General features: G+C 66.2%; 15 protein-coding genes. 8 read left to right on the top strand and 7 right to left on the bottom strand.

The window, feature by feature from the left end:
- Nucleotides 1–87 precede the first annotated feature (87 nt).
- Nucleotides 88–1,107, top strand: coding sequence for a LacI family DNA-binding transcriptional regulator (locus tag TabM4_RS01225; protein WP_434617266.1), 1,020 nt, complete (start codon nucleotides 88–90; stop codon nucleotides 1,105–1,107).
- Between the two features lie 177 nt (nucleotides 1,108–1,284).
- Here the strand turns inward: TabM4_RS01225 and TabM4_RS01220 are convergent, their stop codons facing one another.
- From TabM4_RS01220 to TabM4_RS01190, 7 genes are all read right to left on the bottom strand, one after another.
- Nucleotides 1,285–2,646, bottom strand: coding sequence for an FGGY-family carbohydrate kinase (locus TabM4_RS01220; RefSeq protein ID WP_434617263.1), 1,362 nt, complete (start codon nucleotides 2,644–2,646; stop codon nucleotides 1,285–1,287).
- Nucleotides 2,643–2,957: an L-rhamnose mutarotase gene (rhaM, locus tag TabM4_RS01215; protein WP_434621870.1), complete on the bottom strand. Its 315-nt coding sequence runs from the start codon at nucleotides 2,955–2,957 to the stop codon at nucleotides 2,643–2,645. Before rhaM ends, TabM4_RS01220 begins: the two co-directional genes overlap by 4 nt.
- Nucleotides 2,957–3,940 carry an ABC transporter permease gene (locus tag TabM4_RS01210; RefSeq protein WP_434617260.1) on the bottom strand — a complete coding sequence of 328 codons (984 nt, stop codon included), beginning with the start codon at nucleotides 3,938–3,940 and terminating at the stop codon, nucleotides 2,957–2,959. The genes rhaM and TabM4_RS01210 overlap by 1 nt, the downstream gene beginning before the upstream one ends.
- The gene (locus tag TabM4_RS01205; protein WP_434617258.1) at nucleotides 3,937–4,902 is read right to left on the bottom strand and encodes an ABC transporter permease; all 966 of its coding nucleotides are present in this window, start codon (nucleotides 4,900–4,902) and stop codon (nucleotides 3,937–3,939) included. Before TabM4_RS01205 ends, TabM4_RS01210 begins: the two co-directional genes overlap by 4 nt.
- The gene (locus tag TabM4_RS01200; RefSeq protein WP_434617255.1) at nucleotides 4,899–6,395 is read right to left on the bottom strand and encodes a sugar ABC transporter ATP-binding protein; all 1,497 of its coding nucleotides are present in this window, start codon (nucleotides 6,393–6,395) and stop codon (nucleotides 4,899–4,901) included. The genes TabM4_RS01205 and TabM4_RS01200 overlap by 4 nt, the downstream gene beginning before the upstream one ends.
- Nucleotides 6,396–6,457: 62 nt before the next feature.
- On the bottom strand, nucleotides 6,458–7,450 hold the full coding sequence (gene rhaS / locus TabM4_RS01195; RefSeq protein WP_434617252.1) for a rhamnose ABC transporter substrate-binding protein: 993 nt from the start codon (nucleotides 7,448–7,450) through the stop codon (nucleotides 6,458–6,460).
- A 37-nt stretch (nucleotides 7,451–7,487) separates the two neighbouring features.
- The gene (locus TabM4_RS01190; RefSeq protein ID WP_434617249.1) at nucleotides 7,488–8,300 is read right to left on the bottom strand and encodes a DeoR/GlpR family DNA-binding transcription regulator; all 813 of its coding nucleotides are present in this window, start codon (nucleotides 8,298–8,300) and stop codon (nucleotides 7,488–7,490) included.
- Nucleotides 8,301–8,465: 165 nt separating this feature from the next.
- On the opposite strand from TabM4_RS01190, the gene TabM4_RS01185 reads away from it, so the two are divergent.
- The 7 genes from TabM4_RS01185 (at nucleotide 8,466) to recR (ending at nucleotide 15,622) form a co-directional block, all read left to right on the top strand.
- Nucleotides 8,466–10,562 carry a bifunctional rhamnulose-1-phosphate aldolase/short-chain dehydrogenase gene (locus TabM4_RS01185; protein ID WP_434617246.1) on the top strand — a complete coding sequence of 699 codons (2,097 nt, stop codon included), beginning with the start codon at nucleotides 8,466–8,468 and terminating at the stop codon, nucleotides 10,560–10,562.
- 29 nt (nucleotides 10,563–10,591) lie between these two features.
- Nucleotides 10,592–11,836, top strand: a complete 1,245-nt coding sequence (locus TabM4_RS01180) for an L-rhamnose isomerase (RefSeq protein ID WP_434617243.1) — start codon at nucleotides 10,592–10,594, stop codon at nucleotides 11,834–11,836.
- An 89-nt stretch (nucleotides 11,837–11,925) separates the two neighbouring features.
- Nucleotides 11,926–12,378, top strand: a complete 453-nt coding sequence (locus TabM4_RS01175) for an RrF2 family transcriptional regulator (RefSeq protein WP_434617240.1) — start codon at nucleotides 11,926–11,928, stop codon at nucleotides 12,376–12,378.
- Nucleotides 12,379–12,462: 84 nt separating this feature from the next.
- On the top strand, nucleotides 12,463–14,220 hold the full coding sequence (locus tag TabM4_RS01170) for a DNA polymerase III subunit gamma/tau (RefSeq protein ID WP_434617237.1): 1,758 nt from the start codon (nucleotides 12,463–12,465) through the stop codon (nucleotides 14,218–14,220).
- Complete coding sequence (locus TabM4_RS01165; protein ID WP_434617235.1) at nucleotides 14,196–14,597, top strand: hypothetical protein; 402 nt, start codon at nucleotides 14,196–14,198, stop codon at nucleotides 14,595–14,597. The genes TabM4_RS01170 and TabM4_RS01165 overlap by 25 nt, the downstream gene beginning before the upstream one ends.
- A gap of 58 nt (nucleotides 14,598–14,655) precedes the next feature.
- Nucleotides 14,656–15,009, top strand: coding sequence for a YbaB/EbfC family nucleoid-associated protein (locus TabM4_RS01160; RefSeq protein ID WP_434617232.1), 354 nt, complete (start codon nucleotides 14,656–14,658; stop codon nucleotides 15,007–15,009).
- A 1-nt stretch (nucleotide 15,010) separates the two neighbouring features.
- Complete coding sequence (recR, locus tag TabM4_RS01155; RefSeq protein WP_434617229.1) at nucleotides 15,011–15,622, top strand: recombination mediator RecR; 612 nt, start codon at nucleotides 15,011–15,013, stop codon at nucleotides 15,620–15,622.
- Nucleotides 15,623–15,625 lie beyond the last annotated feature (3 nt).

Genomic DNA, 15,625 nt, shown 5'->3' with positions numbered 1-15,625 from the left:
TCTTTCCTCCCTGACGCGAAAACCCACTTCCTTCTTGCGAAGGACTCCTCCTGTGGGTTATCGTTAACCCAAATTGGTAACGATAACATGCACCCAAGTCAACCCACATCGACCGGTCGCGCACCTACGATCGTGAACGTCGCCGCGGCGGCGGGGGTAAGCCCCATGACGGTATCCAAGGTGCTGCGCGGCACCGGGCGGATCAGCGCGGCAACGCGGGAACGGGTGATCCGCGTGGCGGATGAGCTTGGTTATGTGCCCAATGGCCTGGCAGGGGCCTTGTCATCGCAAAACAGCCAGATCGTGGGCGTGCTGATCCCGTCCATAGGGGACATGGTCTATTCCGGGGTTCTTGCCGGGATCAATGCCGTGCTGGTTCCGCGCGGGCTGGCGAGTTTCATCGGCGAGACCTTCTTCGATGCGCAGAACGAGGCGCGGCTGGTTCGGACCATGCTGTCATTGAAACCGGCCGGGCTGATCCTGACCGGGGGGTTGGAGCGCACTGCGGGAACGGCGCATCTTTTGCGGCAAAGCGGCGTGCGCTGTGTCCAGCTTTGGGATGGCGATCATCCGGACCTTGATGCCACAGTCGGCCTCTCCCATGTCGCGGCGGGGCGTGCGGCGGCGGACATCTTCCTGTCTGCCGGATTGCGGGAAGCCGTTTTCATCGGGGCCCAACTGGACCGGGACCTGTGTGCCGCGCGCCGGATGGAGGGGTTTCACGCGCGCATGACGCAAGCCGGCGGAAGCTGCCGCATCGTGGCGGATGATGCCCTGCAACGGGACGCCGCATCGGGGCAGATGCTTACGGCCTCCCTGCTGCAAGGATCGGCCCTGCCGGAGGCCATTCACTTCCTGAACGACGCCATGGCCATCGGTGGCCTGCGTGCCTTGGTGGCCGCCGGGGTGGAGGTGCCGCGCCGAACCTCGGTCATCGGGTTCAACGGCACATCGCTGCGACATGCGATACAGACCAGACTCACGACGATCGAGGTGCCATTGGACGAGGTCGGCACGCGCGTTGCGCTGGCGCTGCTGGAAAAGGATGTTTCAGCAACCGACATCGTGCCCTTCCGTGTCGTGATGGGGAACACGGTCCGGTCCTGATGCGGCTGGGGGATACGGGAGCCCGCGCATGAGCCCCGTTGCGCATGGCGGCGGCCTTTGGGCAGGTCGTGGTCCGATGGCCGAAAACCGGATCATCGGCGACCTTGGTTGCGGCTTACCCTGTCTGGATTCGGACAGGCGCGCAGATGGATCGTGGCCGACAGATGCGATGCCGGGTCAGGCCGCAACGGCCTGCCGCCAGACCCGCGCATGGGCGGCGAGGCGGGGGTCGGGCCGGGTGACGGTATCGGGCGCGGTGGTCGGCGCGGCGGGAGAGAAGAGCAGCGCCGCGCCAAGGGCGGTGCCCGTCCTTGCGCGCGAGGGGATCACGTCACGCCCGCAGGCCGAGGCCAGCATGGCAAGGAACCACGGATTGGCCGAGAAGGGCCCCTCGACAAGGATGGGGCCATCGGCACCGATCAGACCAAGGCATTCCGACGTCATCAGTGCGAGGTAATGGCCGAGCGCCACGGCGGTTTCGCCCTCTCCTTGCGGGGCGGCAGTCCAGCGGTGGCTGCGGCCCGCGAAGGGACCGCTCTCGGATACGACTGCAGGTAGGAGCATCACACCCTGCTCCAGCACGGCGGCGGCATCGGACGGGGTTCCGGGCGCGGTGCTGCCGGCGCGGATCAGGTCATGCTCGCGCCCACCCATGAAACGGGCAGAGGGGACGGGCAGGCCACGCGCATCCACGTTGATCAGCGTGTCGCGGGTGGGGTCAAGCGTCACGGGTTTGCCCCCGATCGCCATGCAGATGACCCATGTCCCGGTGGAGACGACGGCGAAGGGCGCGGCCCTGCCCCGCAGATGCGGCAGGAGCGAGGCGTTGGAATCGTGAATGCCGACGGCGACGGGGACCGGACCGACGCCCCATTCCGCCTGAAGCGCGGGGGAAAGGGTGCCCAGAACCTCGTCCGGGCGGCGGGGCGGGGCCATCTTTCCGGCAAGGCCAAGAGCGGCGGGAAGCGATGACCAGCGCCCCTGCGCCGGGTTCCACAGATCGGTGTGACAGCCCAGCGAGGACAGGTCGCAGGCCACATGCCCGGTCAGGCGGAAGCCCCAGTATTGCGGCCATGTCACGACATGGGCCGTCCGCGCGGCAAGACCCGGATCGGCGGTCAGCGCGTGGTGAAGCTGCGCCCCGAGGTTCAGCCCCATCGGCAGCGCGGGGCTGCCGGTTTCGGCAAAGGGCGGGCGGATGCGGTCATAGTCGGCCCGTGTCTTTTCCGGGCCAGTGAATTCGTAATCCATCACCGGGGCGGCAAGGGTGCCATCGGCGGCAAGGAAGGCCGCGCAGGCCCCGTGTGTGGTGACGGCTATGGCATCGATGCGGTGAGCAGTGGCCAGCCGACCCATGGCCGCGGACAGGAAGGCCCATTGTGCGCCCGTGTCGAAATGCGGCCATGGCGGCCCCTGCAGCACACAGTTCGGCGCGGTTTCGACCGCCACCTCCTCGCCCCGCAACAGATTTACCAACGCGAGCTTTGTGTTGGTCTTGCCGATGTCAATGACGGCGACGGTCTTCACCTGCGCGCTCATGCCATGTGGAACATCGGAACCAGCGGCACGGCCACGGGTTCGTTGTCGGGCTTGGTCCGCATGATGTCGGCCATATGCGCCCACCAGCGCTGCATCACGGGATGGGCGGGAAGGGCGTCCATGCCGTGATCATGGCGACGCCAGAGAACGCCGAAGAGGGTGTCCGTCTCCGGGTCCAGATGGATGGAATAGTCCTGCACGCCAGCCTCCTTCAGCAGGGCCACCAGTTCGGGCCAGATCGCATCGTGGCGGCGGCGGTATTCCTCGGCCATTCCGGGGTTGAGATGCATCTTGAAGGCGTATTTCTCCATCATTTCCTCCGCAGCAGGCGTGGCAGGGCGATGACGCCGATCAGAAGCGCGCCAAGGAAGATCGACATCACGATCCCCGGCACGTTCAAGAGGCCGAAGCCGAAGGTCACCAGCCCCATGATGATCGCCGCCAGAACGACCCCCGGTATCGTGCCTGATCCGCCAAGGATGTTCACCCCGCCAAGGACGACCATGGTGACCACCTCCAACTCCCACCCCGTGGCGATTGAGGGGCGGGTAGAGCCGAGGCGCGAGGTCAGGCAGACCGCGGCGATGCCAGCCATGAGGCCCGTCAGCAGGAACAGGATGAAGCGGACGCGCGCCACCCGGATGCCCGAGAATTGCGCGGCGGTGGCGTTGTTGCCTATGGCATAGACGGCACGGCCGAAGGTGGTGCGGTGCAGGAGGCCCCAGTAGATCACCGCGCAGATGGCGAAAAGCACAAGTTCGAAGCTGATCACCCACCAGATATAGCCCTGTCCGAAATAGGCGAATTCGGGCGGATAGCCGGTGAAGGCCTGATCGCCCAGAACGATGAAGGCGATGCCGCGGAACAGGCTCATGGTGCCGATGGTCACCACGATGGATGGCAGGCCCAGCCCCGCCACCAGAAAGCCATTGACCGCGCCGCAGATCAGGCCCGTCGCGATGCCCACGGCCACGATCATCGGGACCCCTGCCCCCGCGGTCATGGCAAGGCCCATCGCCGTGGAGGCCAGCGCGATGATCGAGGCGACCGACAGGTCGATCTCACCCGCGATGATCAGCATGGCCATGGCAAAGGCGATCAGCGCCTTTTCGGTGAAATTGAAGGTCGCGTCGGACAGGTTCCAGGCATTCAGGAAATAGGGCGACAGGAAGCTGTTGGCGATGAAGACGGCAATCGCCACAGCAACGAGGATCGCCTCCCAACTGCGCAGGGCGCGGGTGGTGGGGGAGTGCAGCCGGTCCGGGATCACGCGGGGGGTGGCGGGTGCGGTCATTGGCTGGCCTCCCTCAGGATGATGCGGCCCTTGGGGCGGGACTGGGTGGCGTTAAAGGCCACGGCAAGGACGATGGCGCTGCCCGATATGGCCATCTGCCAGAAGGGCGATATGCCGACGACTGGCAGCGCATTCTTGATGACGCCAAGGAACAGCGCCCCCAAGAGCGCGCCCCAGATCGTGCCCGCCCCGCCCGCAATGGCGATACCGCCGATCACGCAGGCGGCGACGACGTCCAGTTCGAAACCGCCCGCAATGTCGACATAGGCCACGGCATAGCGCGCGACCCAGAGGTAACCCGTCAGCCCGGCCAGCGCGCCGGATATGACGAAGGCCCAGAACTGCGTGCGGCCCACGTCGATGCCCGCATAGACTGCGGCGTGTGGGTTGCCGCCTACCGCATAAAAGGCCCGCCCCAACGGCGTGCGCGTCAGGATTACCGCGAAGATCAGGATCGCCGCGACGGCGACCCATGCCATGACCGGAAGGCCAAGGATCACATGGCGCGGCAGCGCCTTGAACGCATCCGTCATCTCATGCGCGTTGACCCATTTCCCTTCGGTCATCAGGAAGATCACGCCGCGATAGATGGTCATGGTGCCCAGCGTCACGACGATGGACGGGATGCCCACCTTCCAGACCAGAAGCCCGTTCACCGCGCCAAGACCCGCGCCCAGCGCGATGACGCAGAGAAGGATCACGGGAAGGGGCACCCCTGCCCCGTTCATGAGTGCCGCCACCATGCCCGTCAGCGCAAGGTTCGCCGCGACCGACAGGTCGATGCATTTCGTGAGGATCACGATCATCTGCCCGATTGCCAGAAGGATGAGCGGAGAGGTGTCGTTGAAGACATTCGCCAGATTGGCAGGCCTGACGAAGGCCGGGAAGCGTACGGCGATCACGGCGATGGTGACGAGGATGACGAGGGCGAGGAGCGTCTCGCGCTGACGCAGGAGTTTCATGCCGCCACCGCCAGTCCCGCCGCCGCGCGGACGAGGTTTTCGGGCGTCATGCGGTCGCCCGCCACCTCGTCCACGATGCGGCCTTCGCGCATGACGATGACGCGGTCGGACATGCCCAGCACCTCGGGGATTTCGCTGCTGACCATGATGATGGCAAGGCCCTGCGCGGCCAGTTCGGCCATGAAGGCATGCACGGCGGCCTTCGACCCGATGTCGATGCCCTTGGTCGGCTCGTCAAGGATGATCACGCGGGGGCGCGTGGCCAGCCATTTGGCGATGACCACCTTCTGCTGGTTGCCGCCCGAAAGCAGCCCCACATCCTGATCCAGCGCGGCCGCGCGCAGGTCGAGACGTTGGGTATAGTCGCGGGCCAGCGCGAATTCTTCGGCCATGCGGAGGAACCCAGCGCCGCTGACCGAACGCAGCGAAGGCAGCGTCACGTTCTGGAAAATGGGCAGCCCCTTCACCGCGCCCTGCCTTCCCCGATCCTCGGGGACATAGACGATGCCTGCCTCGACCGCCTCGGCTGTGGAGCGGATGACGCGCACCTCGCCTTCGATCTTGCAGGCCCCCTTGGAGGGGGCGGTGATACCGAAGAGAGCCTGCATCACCTCGGACCGTCCGGCCCCCACCAGACCGTAGAAGCCCAGTATTTCGCCGCGATGGAGGGTGAAGCCGATATCGGCGAATTCGGTGGGGTGGCTGTAGCCTGTCACCGTCAGCACCGGCGCGCCGATGTTGCGGGTGCGGGCGGGGAAGATCTGGTCGACCGGGCGGCCGACCATCATCTGCACCAACTGGCCCTCGGTCACATCGGCCATCAGGCCCTCGCCCACGAATTGCCCGTCGCGAAAGACGGTATAGCGGTCGGCGATACGGAAGATCTCGTCGAACTTGTGGGAAATGAACAGGATCGCCTTGCCCTGCGCCTTGAGCGTTTCGACAAGGTCGTAGAGCTCTTGTATCTCCTTGTGAGACAGAGCTGCGGTGGGTTCGTCGAGGATCACCACGCGCGCCTCGATGGACAGGGCGCGGGCGATGGCCACCATATGCCGCGAGGCGATGCCCAGATCGCCCAGCCTTGCATCAGGGTCCAACCTAGCGCCGATCCCGTCCAGCAGGCGGCGCGCGCCCTCGCGCATCGCGCGGCGGTCAATCAGGCCGAAGCGGCCACGCGGGGCATGGCCCAGCCATATGTTCTCGGCCACCGAAAGCTCATCGAACAGGACGGTTTCCTGATGGATCGCAGTGACCCCGGCCTGTGCCGCCGCGTCGGCGGAGGTCAGGCGCAGGGGGCGACCGTCGATCTCGATCGTGCCTTCGTCGGGCTGGTAGATGCCGGTCAGCACCTTGACGATGGTGGATTTCCCCGCGCCATTCTCGCCGATCAACGCGGTCACCTGACCGGGGTAGAGGTCAAGCTGCACGCCTTGCAGCGCCTTCACGCCGGGGAATGACTTGGCAATGCCGCGGAGTCGCAGGACGGGGGTCATCTTGGATATCTCGGGGGGGGTTGGGGTGCCCCCGGCGGGCGCTGCCGCCGGGGGCAAGGGGATCAGAAGATCGACTTGAACTGGTCGATGTTCGACGCGTCATAGGTGAAGGGGTCGGACATGGCGGCTTCGTTGTTCGCGTCCAGCGTCGCCTCGCCCATGCGGCCCATGCCGATGGTCGCGCCCGCCTCGGCCTTGGCGTTGCCCTTGACGAGGTTGTAGGAGATCATCGTCGCGGCATAGCCGAGGTCGATGGGGTTCCAGATCGCAAAGGATTTGGTCGCGCCGGACGCCACCGCACCCGCCATTTCCGACGGCAGGCCGAGGCCCGTCACGTTGATCTGGCCGATCTTGCCCGCGTCCGTCACGGCTTGGCTGGCGGCGAGGATGCCCACAGTCGTCGGCGCGATGATCGCCTTCAGATCCGGATAGGTCGCCATGAGGCCCTGCGCCTCGCGATACGACTTGTCGGCGAGGTCGTCGCCATAGACGGTCGCGACGAGGTTGATGCCCGGATAGTTCGGCAGCACCTTCTTGGCTTCCTCGATCCAGATGTTCTGGTTCGTCGCGGTGGCGGATGCCGACAGGATCGCCACGTCGCCGCCTTCGGGCAGGTGGTCGGCGGCGAGCTTGATGATGGTGTTGCCGATCAGCGCGTTGGACGACGGGTTCAGGTGCATCATGCGGCCTTCGGGCGCGACGCCCGAGTCCCACGAGATGACGGTGATGCCGCGTTCCATCGCCTTTTGCAGCGTGGGAACCAGCGCGTCCTTGTCATTGGCCGAAACGGCGATGGCGTTGACGCCCTGCGCGATGAGGCTGTTGATCACCTCGATCTGGCCTTCGGCGGTGGTGTCGGTCGGGCCGGTATAGATGATCTCGACGTCGCCCAGTTCCGCTGCCGCCTCTTCGGCGCCCTTGGCGGCGGCTTCGAAGAAGCCGATCCCCAGCGCCTTCACGACCAGCGCGACCTTGACGTTTTCCGCAGCCGCCGTCGTCGACATCAGGGCGGTGGCGACCGCCGCGGTTGCAAGTGCCTTTTTCCAGATGCTCATGTTTTCCTCCCTATGAGCGGTCTTTTTCCTGTCCGCCTCAGCCTTCGCCGATGCGGTCCTCCGTCCTGTCGGCGGCGCCGATCCGCGCCACGATCAGCCTGACTTCCGCGGCCTCCAGCATGGCGGCGTCGCGGTCGGTGATGCCCTCGTCGGTGATCACCGTATGGATGCGCGAGAGCGGGCAGAGCAGCAGGCTCGACCGCGCGGCGAATTTCGTGCTGTCCGCGAGGACGACGAGTTCGTCAGCCTGTCCGATCAGCTTCTGTTCCGCCTGCACCAGCAGAGGGTCGCCCTCCATCAGCCCGAGTGCACCGAGGCCGCGGCATCCCATGAACATGTGGCGGGCATAGAAATGGCGGCTGCCGTCCTCGTCGAAGGGCGAAAGGATGATGTTCTGTTCGCGGTAGATCGCGCCTGCGGGCAAAAGGACGGTGTTCTTGGAATGCTTCAGCAGGTGGTCCGCGATGGGGAAGCTGTTGGTGAAGACCTGGCAGCGTTTCGTGGAGAGCGGGTGGACCATCTGGAAGGTCGTGGTCCCGCCATTGATGATGATCGCCTCGCCATCCTCGACCAGTTCGACCGCCGCGCGGGCGATGGCGCGTTTCTCGGCCAGACGGATGCCTTCGTTCACGCTGAAGGGGCGGGCATTGATGCCGACGAACTGCGCGGGGGCGATGGATTCCGCCCCGCCCCGCACGCGGCGCAGTTTCTTTTGCACATGGAGCGCGGCGATGTCGCGACGGATCGTCGCCTCGGACGCACCCGTCAGCGTGACGAGGTCGGCCACCGTCACGACGGGCCGCCCCTCGATCGCGGACAGAATGATCCTGTGGCGTTCGCTTTCGTGCATGCCGTCCTCCCTGTCACAAAGGTTTCCACCGGAATCGCTCAGTGTCAATCATTTTCGATCATTCATTGTCATTCTGCGGTGCAGCATGATTGATTGTGATCGTTTCTGATTGACTTTCGGTCGCGCTTCGGCACATTTGCAACAAGGACCGAGGGAGGATTTGCGATGGCCGCAGCGGGCAACCGTCTGGAAAACCTGTGGGATGACGCCCGCGCGTCAGCGATGAGCGAGTCGGAAAAGCTGCTCTACAGGTCGAACCTTCTTGGGTCGGACAAGCGGGTGACGAACTATGGCGGCGGCAATACCAGCGCCAAGGTGATGGAACGCGACCCCCTGACGGGCGGGATGGTTGAGGTGCTGTGGGTCAAGGGATCGGGCGGCGATATCGGATCCATGAAGATGGACGGGTTCTCGACGCTGTATATGGACAAACTGCGGGCGCTGAAGGGGCTTTACCGGGGCCTCGCGCATGAGGATGAGATGGTGGGGTATCTGCCCCACTGCACCTTCAACCTGAACCCCCGCGCGGCGTCGATCGACACGCCGCTGCATGCTTTCGTGCCGCGCAAGCATGTGGACCACGTCCATTCCGACGCGATCATCGCGATTGCGGCATCGGTCAATTCCAAGGCGCTGACGGCGGAGATCTTTGGCGACTCCATCGGCTGGCTGCCGTGGAAACGCCCCGGTTTCGAGCTGGGCCTGTGGCTGGAGAAATTCGCGGTGGAGAACCCGACGGCGCGCGGCTGCGTGCTGGAAAGCCACGGGCTGTTCACATGGGCGGATGATGCGAAGGACTGCTATCTGACGACGCTGGACGTGATCAACACGGCGGCGGGCTGGCTGGAGGCGAAGACGGCGGGCAAGCCGGCCTTCGGCGGGCAGGTGCGGCCTACCCTTGGCGCGGACGAGCGGCGCGCGGTGGCGGCGCGGCTGATGCCTGCGATCCGGGGGATGATTTCCAAGGACCGCCACAAGGTCGGGCATTTCGACGACTCGCCTGCGGTGCTGGAGTTCCTTGGTTCGGCCATGCTGGAGACGCTGGCGCCCATGGGCACCTCCTGCCCCGACCATTTCCTGCGGACGAAAATCGCGCCGCTGGTCGTGGCCTTCGATCCCGCCAAGCCGGATGTGGAGGCGACGCTGGCAAGCCTTGCCCCCGCGGTGGAGGCCTATCGCGCCGATTACGCGGCCTATCATGCGCGCTGCAGGCACCCGGACAGCCCCGCCCTGCGCGACCCGAATGCGGTGGTCTATCTGGTGCCCGGCGTGGGGATGATCACCTTCGCCTTGGACAAGGCGACGGCGCGGATTTCGGGCGAGTTCTACGTCAACGCGATCAACGTCATGCGCGGGGCGTCGGGGGTTTCGACCTATCAGGGTCTGCCGGAGCAGGAAGCCTTCGACATCGAATACTGGCTGCTGGAGGAGGCGAAGCTTCAGCGCATGCCGAAGCCCAAGTCGCTGGCGGGCCGCGTGGCGCTGGTCACGGGCGGAGCGGGCGGCATCGGATCGGCCACGGCGGAGCGGTTGCTGGCGGAAGGGGCCTGCGTGATGCTGGCCGATGTCGATGCCGACGCCTTGAAGGCAACGGGTGACATGCTGGCGAAACGGCATGGTCGCGACGTGGTGCGCAGCGTGCAGATGGACGTGACGCAAGAGGCCGCCGTAGAGGCCGCCTATGCCGAGATCGCGGTGGAATTCGGCGGCGTCGACATTCTGGTGTCGAATGCGGGAATAGCCTCAAGCGCCCCGGTGGAGGAAACGACGCTGGCGCTCTGGAACCGGAACATGGACATCCTGTCCACCGGCTATTTTCTTGTCAGCCGCGAGGCGTTCCGCCTGCTGCGGACGCAGGGGATCGGCGGGTCGGTCGTCTTCGTCGCGTCCAAGAACGGGCTGGCCGCAAGCCCCAACGCCTCGGCCTATTGCACGGCCAAGGCGGCGGAGATCCATCTGGCGCGCTGCCTTGCGCTGGAAGGGGCGGAGGCGGGCATCCGCGTCAACGTGGTGAACCCGGATGCCGTGCTGCGCGGGTCGAAGATCTGGTCGGGGGAATGGCTGGACCAGCGTGCGGCGACCTACAAGACGGACAAGGACGGGCTGGAGGAGATGTATCGCCAGCGCTCGCTGCTCAAGCGGTCGGTGCTGCCGGAAGATATCGCCGAGGGGGTCTATTTCCTTGCTTCGGACCTTTCGGCGAAATCGACGGGCAACATCCTGAACGTGGACGCAGGCAACAAGGAGTCCTTCACCCGCTGAGGCGGCGTGAAGCGGGGGAGGGGATCGCGATGACCAAAGCCTATGAGATGGCCCGCGAGGCCTTTGCCGCATGGGATGTGGATGCCGAGGCCGCGCTGGCCGCGCTTTCCGGCATCGCCATCTCGGTCCATTGCTGGCAGGGCGACGACGTGCGGGGGTTCGAGCGGTTGTCCGCCGCGTCGGGCGGCGGCATTCAGGCCACGGGCAACCATCCGGGCCGCGCCCGTACGCCGGACGAATTGCGCGCGGATCTGGACTTTGCCTTTTCCCGCATTCCGGGGCGACACCGGCTGAACCTGCATGCCTTCTACATGGACACGGACGAGCGCCCCGACCGCGACCAGATCGACTACCACCACTTCACGCCTTGGGTGGACTGGGCGAAGGAAAAGGGGCTGGGGCTGGACTTCAACCCCACCTTCTTTGCCCATCCCAAGGCGGACGACAACCTGACGCTCAGCCATCCGGATGCGGGCATCCGCGATTTCTGGGTGGAGCATGGCCGCCGCAGCCGCGCCATCGCGGCACGGATCGGGGCGGAACTGGGAAGCGCCTGCGTCAACAACATCTGGGTTCCCGACGGATACAAGGACATTCCCGTCGACCGAATGGCAGCGCGGGAACGGCTGTGGGCATCGCTCGACGCGATGCTGGCCGAGAGGCATGAGGCCAGCCACCTGATCGACGCGGTGGAGTCGAAGCTTTTCGGCATAGGGGTGGAGGCCTGCACCGTGGGCAGCCACGAATTTTACCTTGCCTATGCGACCAAGCGGCAGACGGCGCTCTGCCTCGACATGGGGCATTTCCATCCCACCGAGAGCGTGGCGGACAAGCTTTCCTCGGTCGCCTTCGCCGTGCAGGACATCCTGCTGCATGTGTCGCGCCCGATGCGCTGGGACAGCGATCATGTGATCCTGCTGAATGACGATGTTCTGGCGATGGCGCAGGAGCTGGTCTTTGCGGGACTTCTGCCGCGCACGCGGATCGGGCTGGACTATTTCGACGCCACCATCAGCCGTACTGCCGCATGGGTGATCGGGGTGCGCAATATGCAGAAGGCGCTGCTGCGCGCGCTTCTCTTGCCGCAGGCACGGCTGAAGGGGGTGGAGGCGCGGTTGGACCACACGTCGCGCCTGCTGTTGACGGAAGAGGCGAAGGACCTGCCCTTCGCCGCCGTCTGGGCGGAATTCTGCGCCCGTGCCGGCGTGCCCGCCGGGGCGGCGCTGATCGATGATCTGTCGGCCTATCAGGCCAGCGTGGCGGGGCGTGGATAGGCGCGGGGGCCGAGTTCGGACACCCGAATTCGGCTGCTGGCAGGCAGCGCGGAATTGATTCCGGGGCCTGCCAAGGGTAACGCTTGGGCATGATCACCCAGAAGATGAAATATGCACTGAAAGCCCTGCTCGTCCTTGCGGACGAAGCGGCGGAGGGCAGGCCTGAGGCGCTGACCATCGAAGAGATCGCGCGGAGGTCAGGGACGCCCAAGCGGTTTCTGGAACATATCCTTCTGGAGATCCGCAACGCGGGGGTGATCGCCTCCACCCGCGGGCGTTCCGGGGGCTATAGCCTGATCAAGAAACCCTCCGAAGTTTCGCTCTCCGAACTTCTGCGGATGATCGACGGGCCGATCGCCCCCCTGCCCTGCTTGTCGCGCCGCGCCTATCAGCGCTGCGAGGATTGCAGCGACGAAGCCACCTGCCGCATCCGCAGGGTCTTTGCCGATGTGTTCTGGTCCTATCTGCTGATCATCGAATCGCTGACGCTGGAGGACATGCTGCGGTCGGATGCCACCACCGCGCAGGTGATGGGGGCCTGAGCCCCGCAGGTTGACGCAGGCCGCCCGCCGCCATTGCCCATCCCCCGCCGCTGGCGGTAGGGTGACCCGGATCAAGAGGTGCCCATGTCCGAGACGTCCGAGAAGAGCTATCAGGTTCTGGCCCGCAAATACCGCCCCGAGACCTTTGCCGATCTGGTGGGGCAGGAGGCGATGGTGCGGACGCTGAAGAACGCCTTCGCGGCGGACCGGATCGCCCATGCCTTCATCATGACGGGCATCCGTGGCACGGGGAAGACGACGACGGCGCGGATCATCGCCAAGGGGCTGAACTGCGTGGGCCCCGACGGGACAGGGGGCCCGACGACCGACCCCTGCGGCAAGTGCGACCCCTGCCGCGCCATTGCGGAAGGCCGCCATGTCGACGTGATGGAGATGGACGCCGCAAGCCGCACTGGGGTGGGCGACATCCGCGAGATCATCGATTCCGTGCATTACCGGGCGGCCAGCGCGCGCTACAAGATCTACATCATCGACGAGGTCCACATGCTGTCGAACAGCGCGTTCAACGCGCTGCTCAAGACGCTGGAGGAACCGCCCGCCCATGTGAAGTTCATCTTCGCCACGACCGAGATCCGCAAGGTTCCCGTCACCGTCCTGTCGCGCTGTCAGCGGTTCGACCTGCGGCGGATCGAACCCGAGGTGATGATGAACCTGATGCGCAAGATCGCCACGGCGGAGGGCGCGCAGATCACCGACGGGGCGCTTGTCCTGATCACGCGGGCGGCGGAAGGGTCGGCCCGGGATGCCACCTCGCTGCTGGATCAGGCGATTGCCAATGGCATGGGCGAGGTGACGGCGGATCAGGTCCGGGCGATGCTGGGGCTGGCGGACCGGGGTCGCGTGCTTGACCTGTTCGATCTGATCGTGACGGGCGATGCGGCGGGGGCTCTTTCGGAACTGGCGGCGCAATATGCCGACGGGGCCGATCCCATGGCGGTGTTGCGCGATCTGGCCGAGATCACCCATTGGCTGTCGGTGGTGAAGGTTGCGCCCAGCACGACCGAGGACCCCACCACCCCGCCGGACGAGGCCGCGCGCGGGCGCGACATGGCCACGCGCCTGCCGATGCGGGTGCTGACGCGGCTGTGGCAGATGCTGCTGAAGGCGCTGGAAGAGGTGGCGCTGGCCCCCAATGCCATGATGGCCGCCGAGATGGCGGTGATCCGCATGACCCATGTGGCCGACCTGCCGGACCCGGAATCGCTTCTGCGCAGGCTGAGCGAGGCACCTCCCCCCGGCCCGATGTCGGGCGGCGCCCCTGCGGGCGGGGGCGGAGGGGGCGGGCGCATGGTCCATGCGCCAGCGATGCGGATGGCCCCTGCCGGGCCGGCACGCGGGCCGGTGATGCAGGGCGGGCAGGCGCTGGCAGTGGCCGAGGGGACCCTTCAGGTCTTTGTCAGCTTCGATCAGGTGGTGGAGCTGATCCGCGAAAAGCGCGACATGAAACTGCTGTACGAGGTGGAGCAGGGTCTGCGCCTTGTCCGCTATTCCCCCGGCCGGATCGAATTCCAGCCCACGCCCGAGGCCCCCTCCGACCTTGCCGCGCAACTGGGCGCGCGGTTGCAGATGTGGACCGGCGCACGCTGGGGCGTTTCGGTGGTGAACGAAGGCGGCGCGCCCACCATCGCCGAGATGCGCGACGAGGCGCGGCGGATGGCCGAGGCCGAAGCGCTGCAGAACCCGCTGGTGCAGGCGGTTCTGGCGGCCTTTCCCGGCGCGAAGATCGCCGATATCCGCACCCCCGAGGCATTGGCCGCCGCCGCCGAGGCCGAGGCCCTGCCGGAAGTCGAGGATGAATGGGACCCCTTCGAGGACGGCTGATCGCCCTGCTGACCCTGCTGCCCATGCCGGCCATGGCGGGGGTCTGCGCCGAAACCCGCCCCGACTGGATCGCTGCGGAGGGGAAGGTCGGGGTATTGGGTGAGGCGGTCTATGTCCTGACCTCTCCGGTCGGGATGGTCCTTTTGGGCCTTGCGCTGCTGGCATTGATCTGGCCCCGCCGTTGGCTTGCGGTGATCGTGGCGCTGCCGGTGCTGGCGCTGGCGGGGCTTCTGGTCCTGTCGCGGCAGGCGGAGGTGGCTGTGCAGGCGATGGCCGAGGGCTGCATCGGCGGGATCTGGCCCGTGGTGGTGCTTCTGGTCGTGATCGCCGCAGCGGTTCTGGTGCGCGGGTTCAACCGCAGCCGCGGCGCGCCTTGAAGATGGGGGTGGCAGACCCTATCACTGAACCAACGCGCGGGATGCAAGGAGCAATGGGATGCTGAAGGGTTTGGGCGGGCTTGGCGGTCTGGGCGACATGGCCAAGATGATGAAGGCCGCGCAGGAAATGCAGACGAAGATGGCCGAGATGCAGGAGCAGATGGCCAGCACCGTCGTGGTGGGCGAGTCGGGCGCTGGTCTCGTGAAAGCCCGCGCCACCGCCAAGGGGGAGGTGACGGGGCTGGACATCGATCCGTCGATCCTTGTCGCGTCGGAGAAGGAAGTGGTGGAGGATCTGATCGTCGCCGCGATCAAGGATGCGCAGTCCAAGGGCCAGATGCGCATGGCCGAAGAGATGCGCCGCATGACCGAGGCGCTGGGACTGCCCGCCGACATGAAGCTGCCTTTCTGACATGGCCGCAGGCGGCGGCGATGGCCCGCGCGAGATCGAGGCGCTGATTGACCTGATGGCGCGGTTGCCGGGGCTTGGCCCCCGGTCGGCGCGACGGGCGGTGCTGGTGCTGCTCAAGCGGCGCGGGGCGCTGATGGCGCCCTTGGCGCAGGCGATGGCGCAGGTGGCTGTATCGGCGCGCGATTGCCGTGTCTGCGGGAATATCGGCACGGCGGACCTCTGCGCGATCTGCGGCGACGACCGCCGCGCCACGGGCGAGATCTGCGTGGTCGAGGATGTGGCCGACCTCTGGGCGCTGGAGCGCGCCGGGGTGTTCCGGGGGCGCTATCACGTGCTGGGCGGCACGCTCTCGGCGCTGGATGCCGTGGGGCCGGAGGAGTTGCGCATCCCCGCCCTGATCGAGCGAGTCGCGGCAGAAGGCGCGCGCGAGGTGATCCTTGCGCTGAATGCCACCGTGGATGGCCAGACCACCGCGCATTACATCGCCGATGCTTTGGCAGGCACAGGGGTGACAGTCACCTCGCTGGCGCAGGGCGTGCCGATCGGGGGGGAGTTGGACTATCTCGACGACGGCACGCTGGGCGCGGCGCTGCGGGCGCGGAAATCCTTCTGACGC

The sequence above is a fragment of the Tabrizicola sp. M-4 genome (genome assembly GCF_051132405.1).
Lineage (GTDB): Bacteria > Pseudomonadota > Alphaproteobacteria > Rhodobacterales > Rhodobacteraceae > Paragemmobacter.
Note: the sequence above shows the minus strand (reverse complement) of the source record. Positions and strands in the feature narration are given on the sequence as shown.

Excerpts from the sequence above, each read along its gene's own strand:
- TabM4_RS01225 (WP_434617266.1), top strand. The coding sequence starts at position 88 with ATGCACCCAAGTCAACCCACATCGACCGGTCGCGCACCTACGATCGTG.
- TabM4_RS01220 (WP_434617263.1), bottom strand. The coding sequence starts at position 2,646 with ATGAGCGCGCAGGTGAAGACCGTCGCCGTCATTGACATCGGCAAGACC.
- rhaM (WP_434621870.1), bottom strand. The coding sequence starts at position 2,957 with ATGGAGAAATACGCCTTCAAGATGCATCTCAACCCCGGAATGGCCGAG.
- TabM4_RS01210 (WP_434617260.1), bottom strand. The coding sequence starts at position 3,940 with ATGACCGCACCCGCCACCCCCCGCGTGATCCCGGACCGGCTGCACTCC.
- TabM4_RS01205 (WP_434617258.1), bottom strand. The coding sequence starts at position 4,902 with ATGAAACTCCTGCGTCAGCGCGAGACGCTCCTCGCCCTCGTCATCCTC.
- TabM4_RS01200 (WP_434617255.1), bottom strand. The coding sequence starts at position 6,395 with ATGACCCCCGTCCTGCGACTCCGCGGCATTGCCAAGTCATTCCCCGGC.
- rhaS (WP_434617252.1), bottom strand. The coding sequence starts at position 7,450 with ATGAGCATCTGGAAAAAGGCACTTGCAACCGCGGCGGTCGCCACCGCC.
- TabM4_RS01190 (WP_434617249.1), bottom strand. The coding sequence starts at position 8,300 with ATGCACGAAAGCGAACGCCACAGGATCATTCTGTCCGCGATCGAGGGG.
- TabM4_RS01185 (WP_434617246.1), top strand. The coding sequence starts at position 8,466 with ATGGCCGCAGCGGGCAACCGTCTGGAAAACCTGTGGGATGACGCCCGC.
- TabM4_RS01180 (WP_434617243.1), top strand. The coding sequence starts at position 10,592 with ATGACCAAAGCCTATGAGATGGCCCGCGAGGCCTTTGCCGCATGGGAT.
- TabM4_RS01175 (WP_434617240.1), top strand. The coding sequence starts at position 11,926 with ATGATCACCCAGAAGATGAAATATGCACTGAAAGCCCTGCTCGTCCTT.
- TabM4_RS01170 (WP_434617237.1), top strand. The coding sequence starts at position 12,463 with ATGTCCGAGACGTCCGAGAAGAGCTATCAGGTTCTGGCCCGCAAATAC.
- TabM4_RS01165 (WP_434617235.1), top strand. The coding sequence starts at position 14,196 with ATGGGACCCCTTCGAGGACGGCTGATCGCCCTGCTGACCCTGCTGCCC.
- TabM4_RS01160 (WP_434617232.1), top strand. The coding sequence starts at position 14,656 with ATGCTGAAGGGTTTGGGCGGGCTTGGCGGTCTGGGCGACATGGCCAAG.
- recR (WP_434617229.1), top strand. The coding sequence starts at position 15,011 with ATGGCCGCAGGCGGCGGCGATGGCCCGCGCGAGATCGAGGCGCTGATT.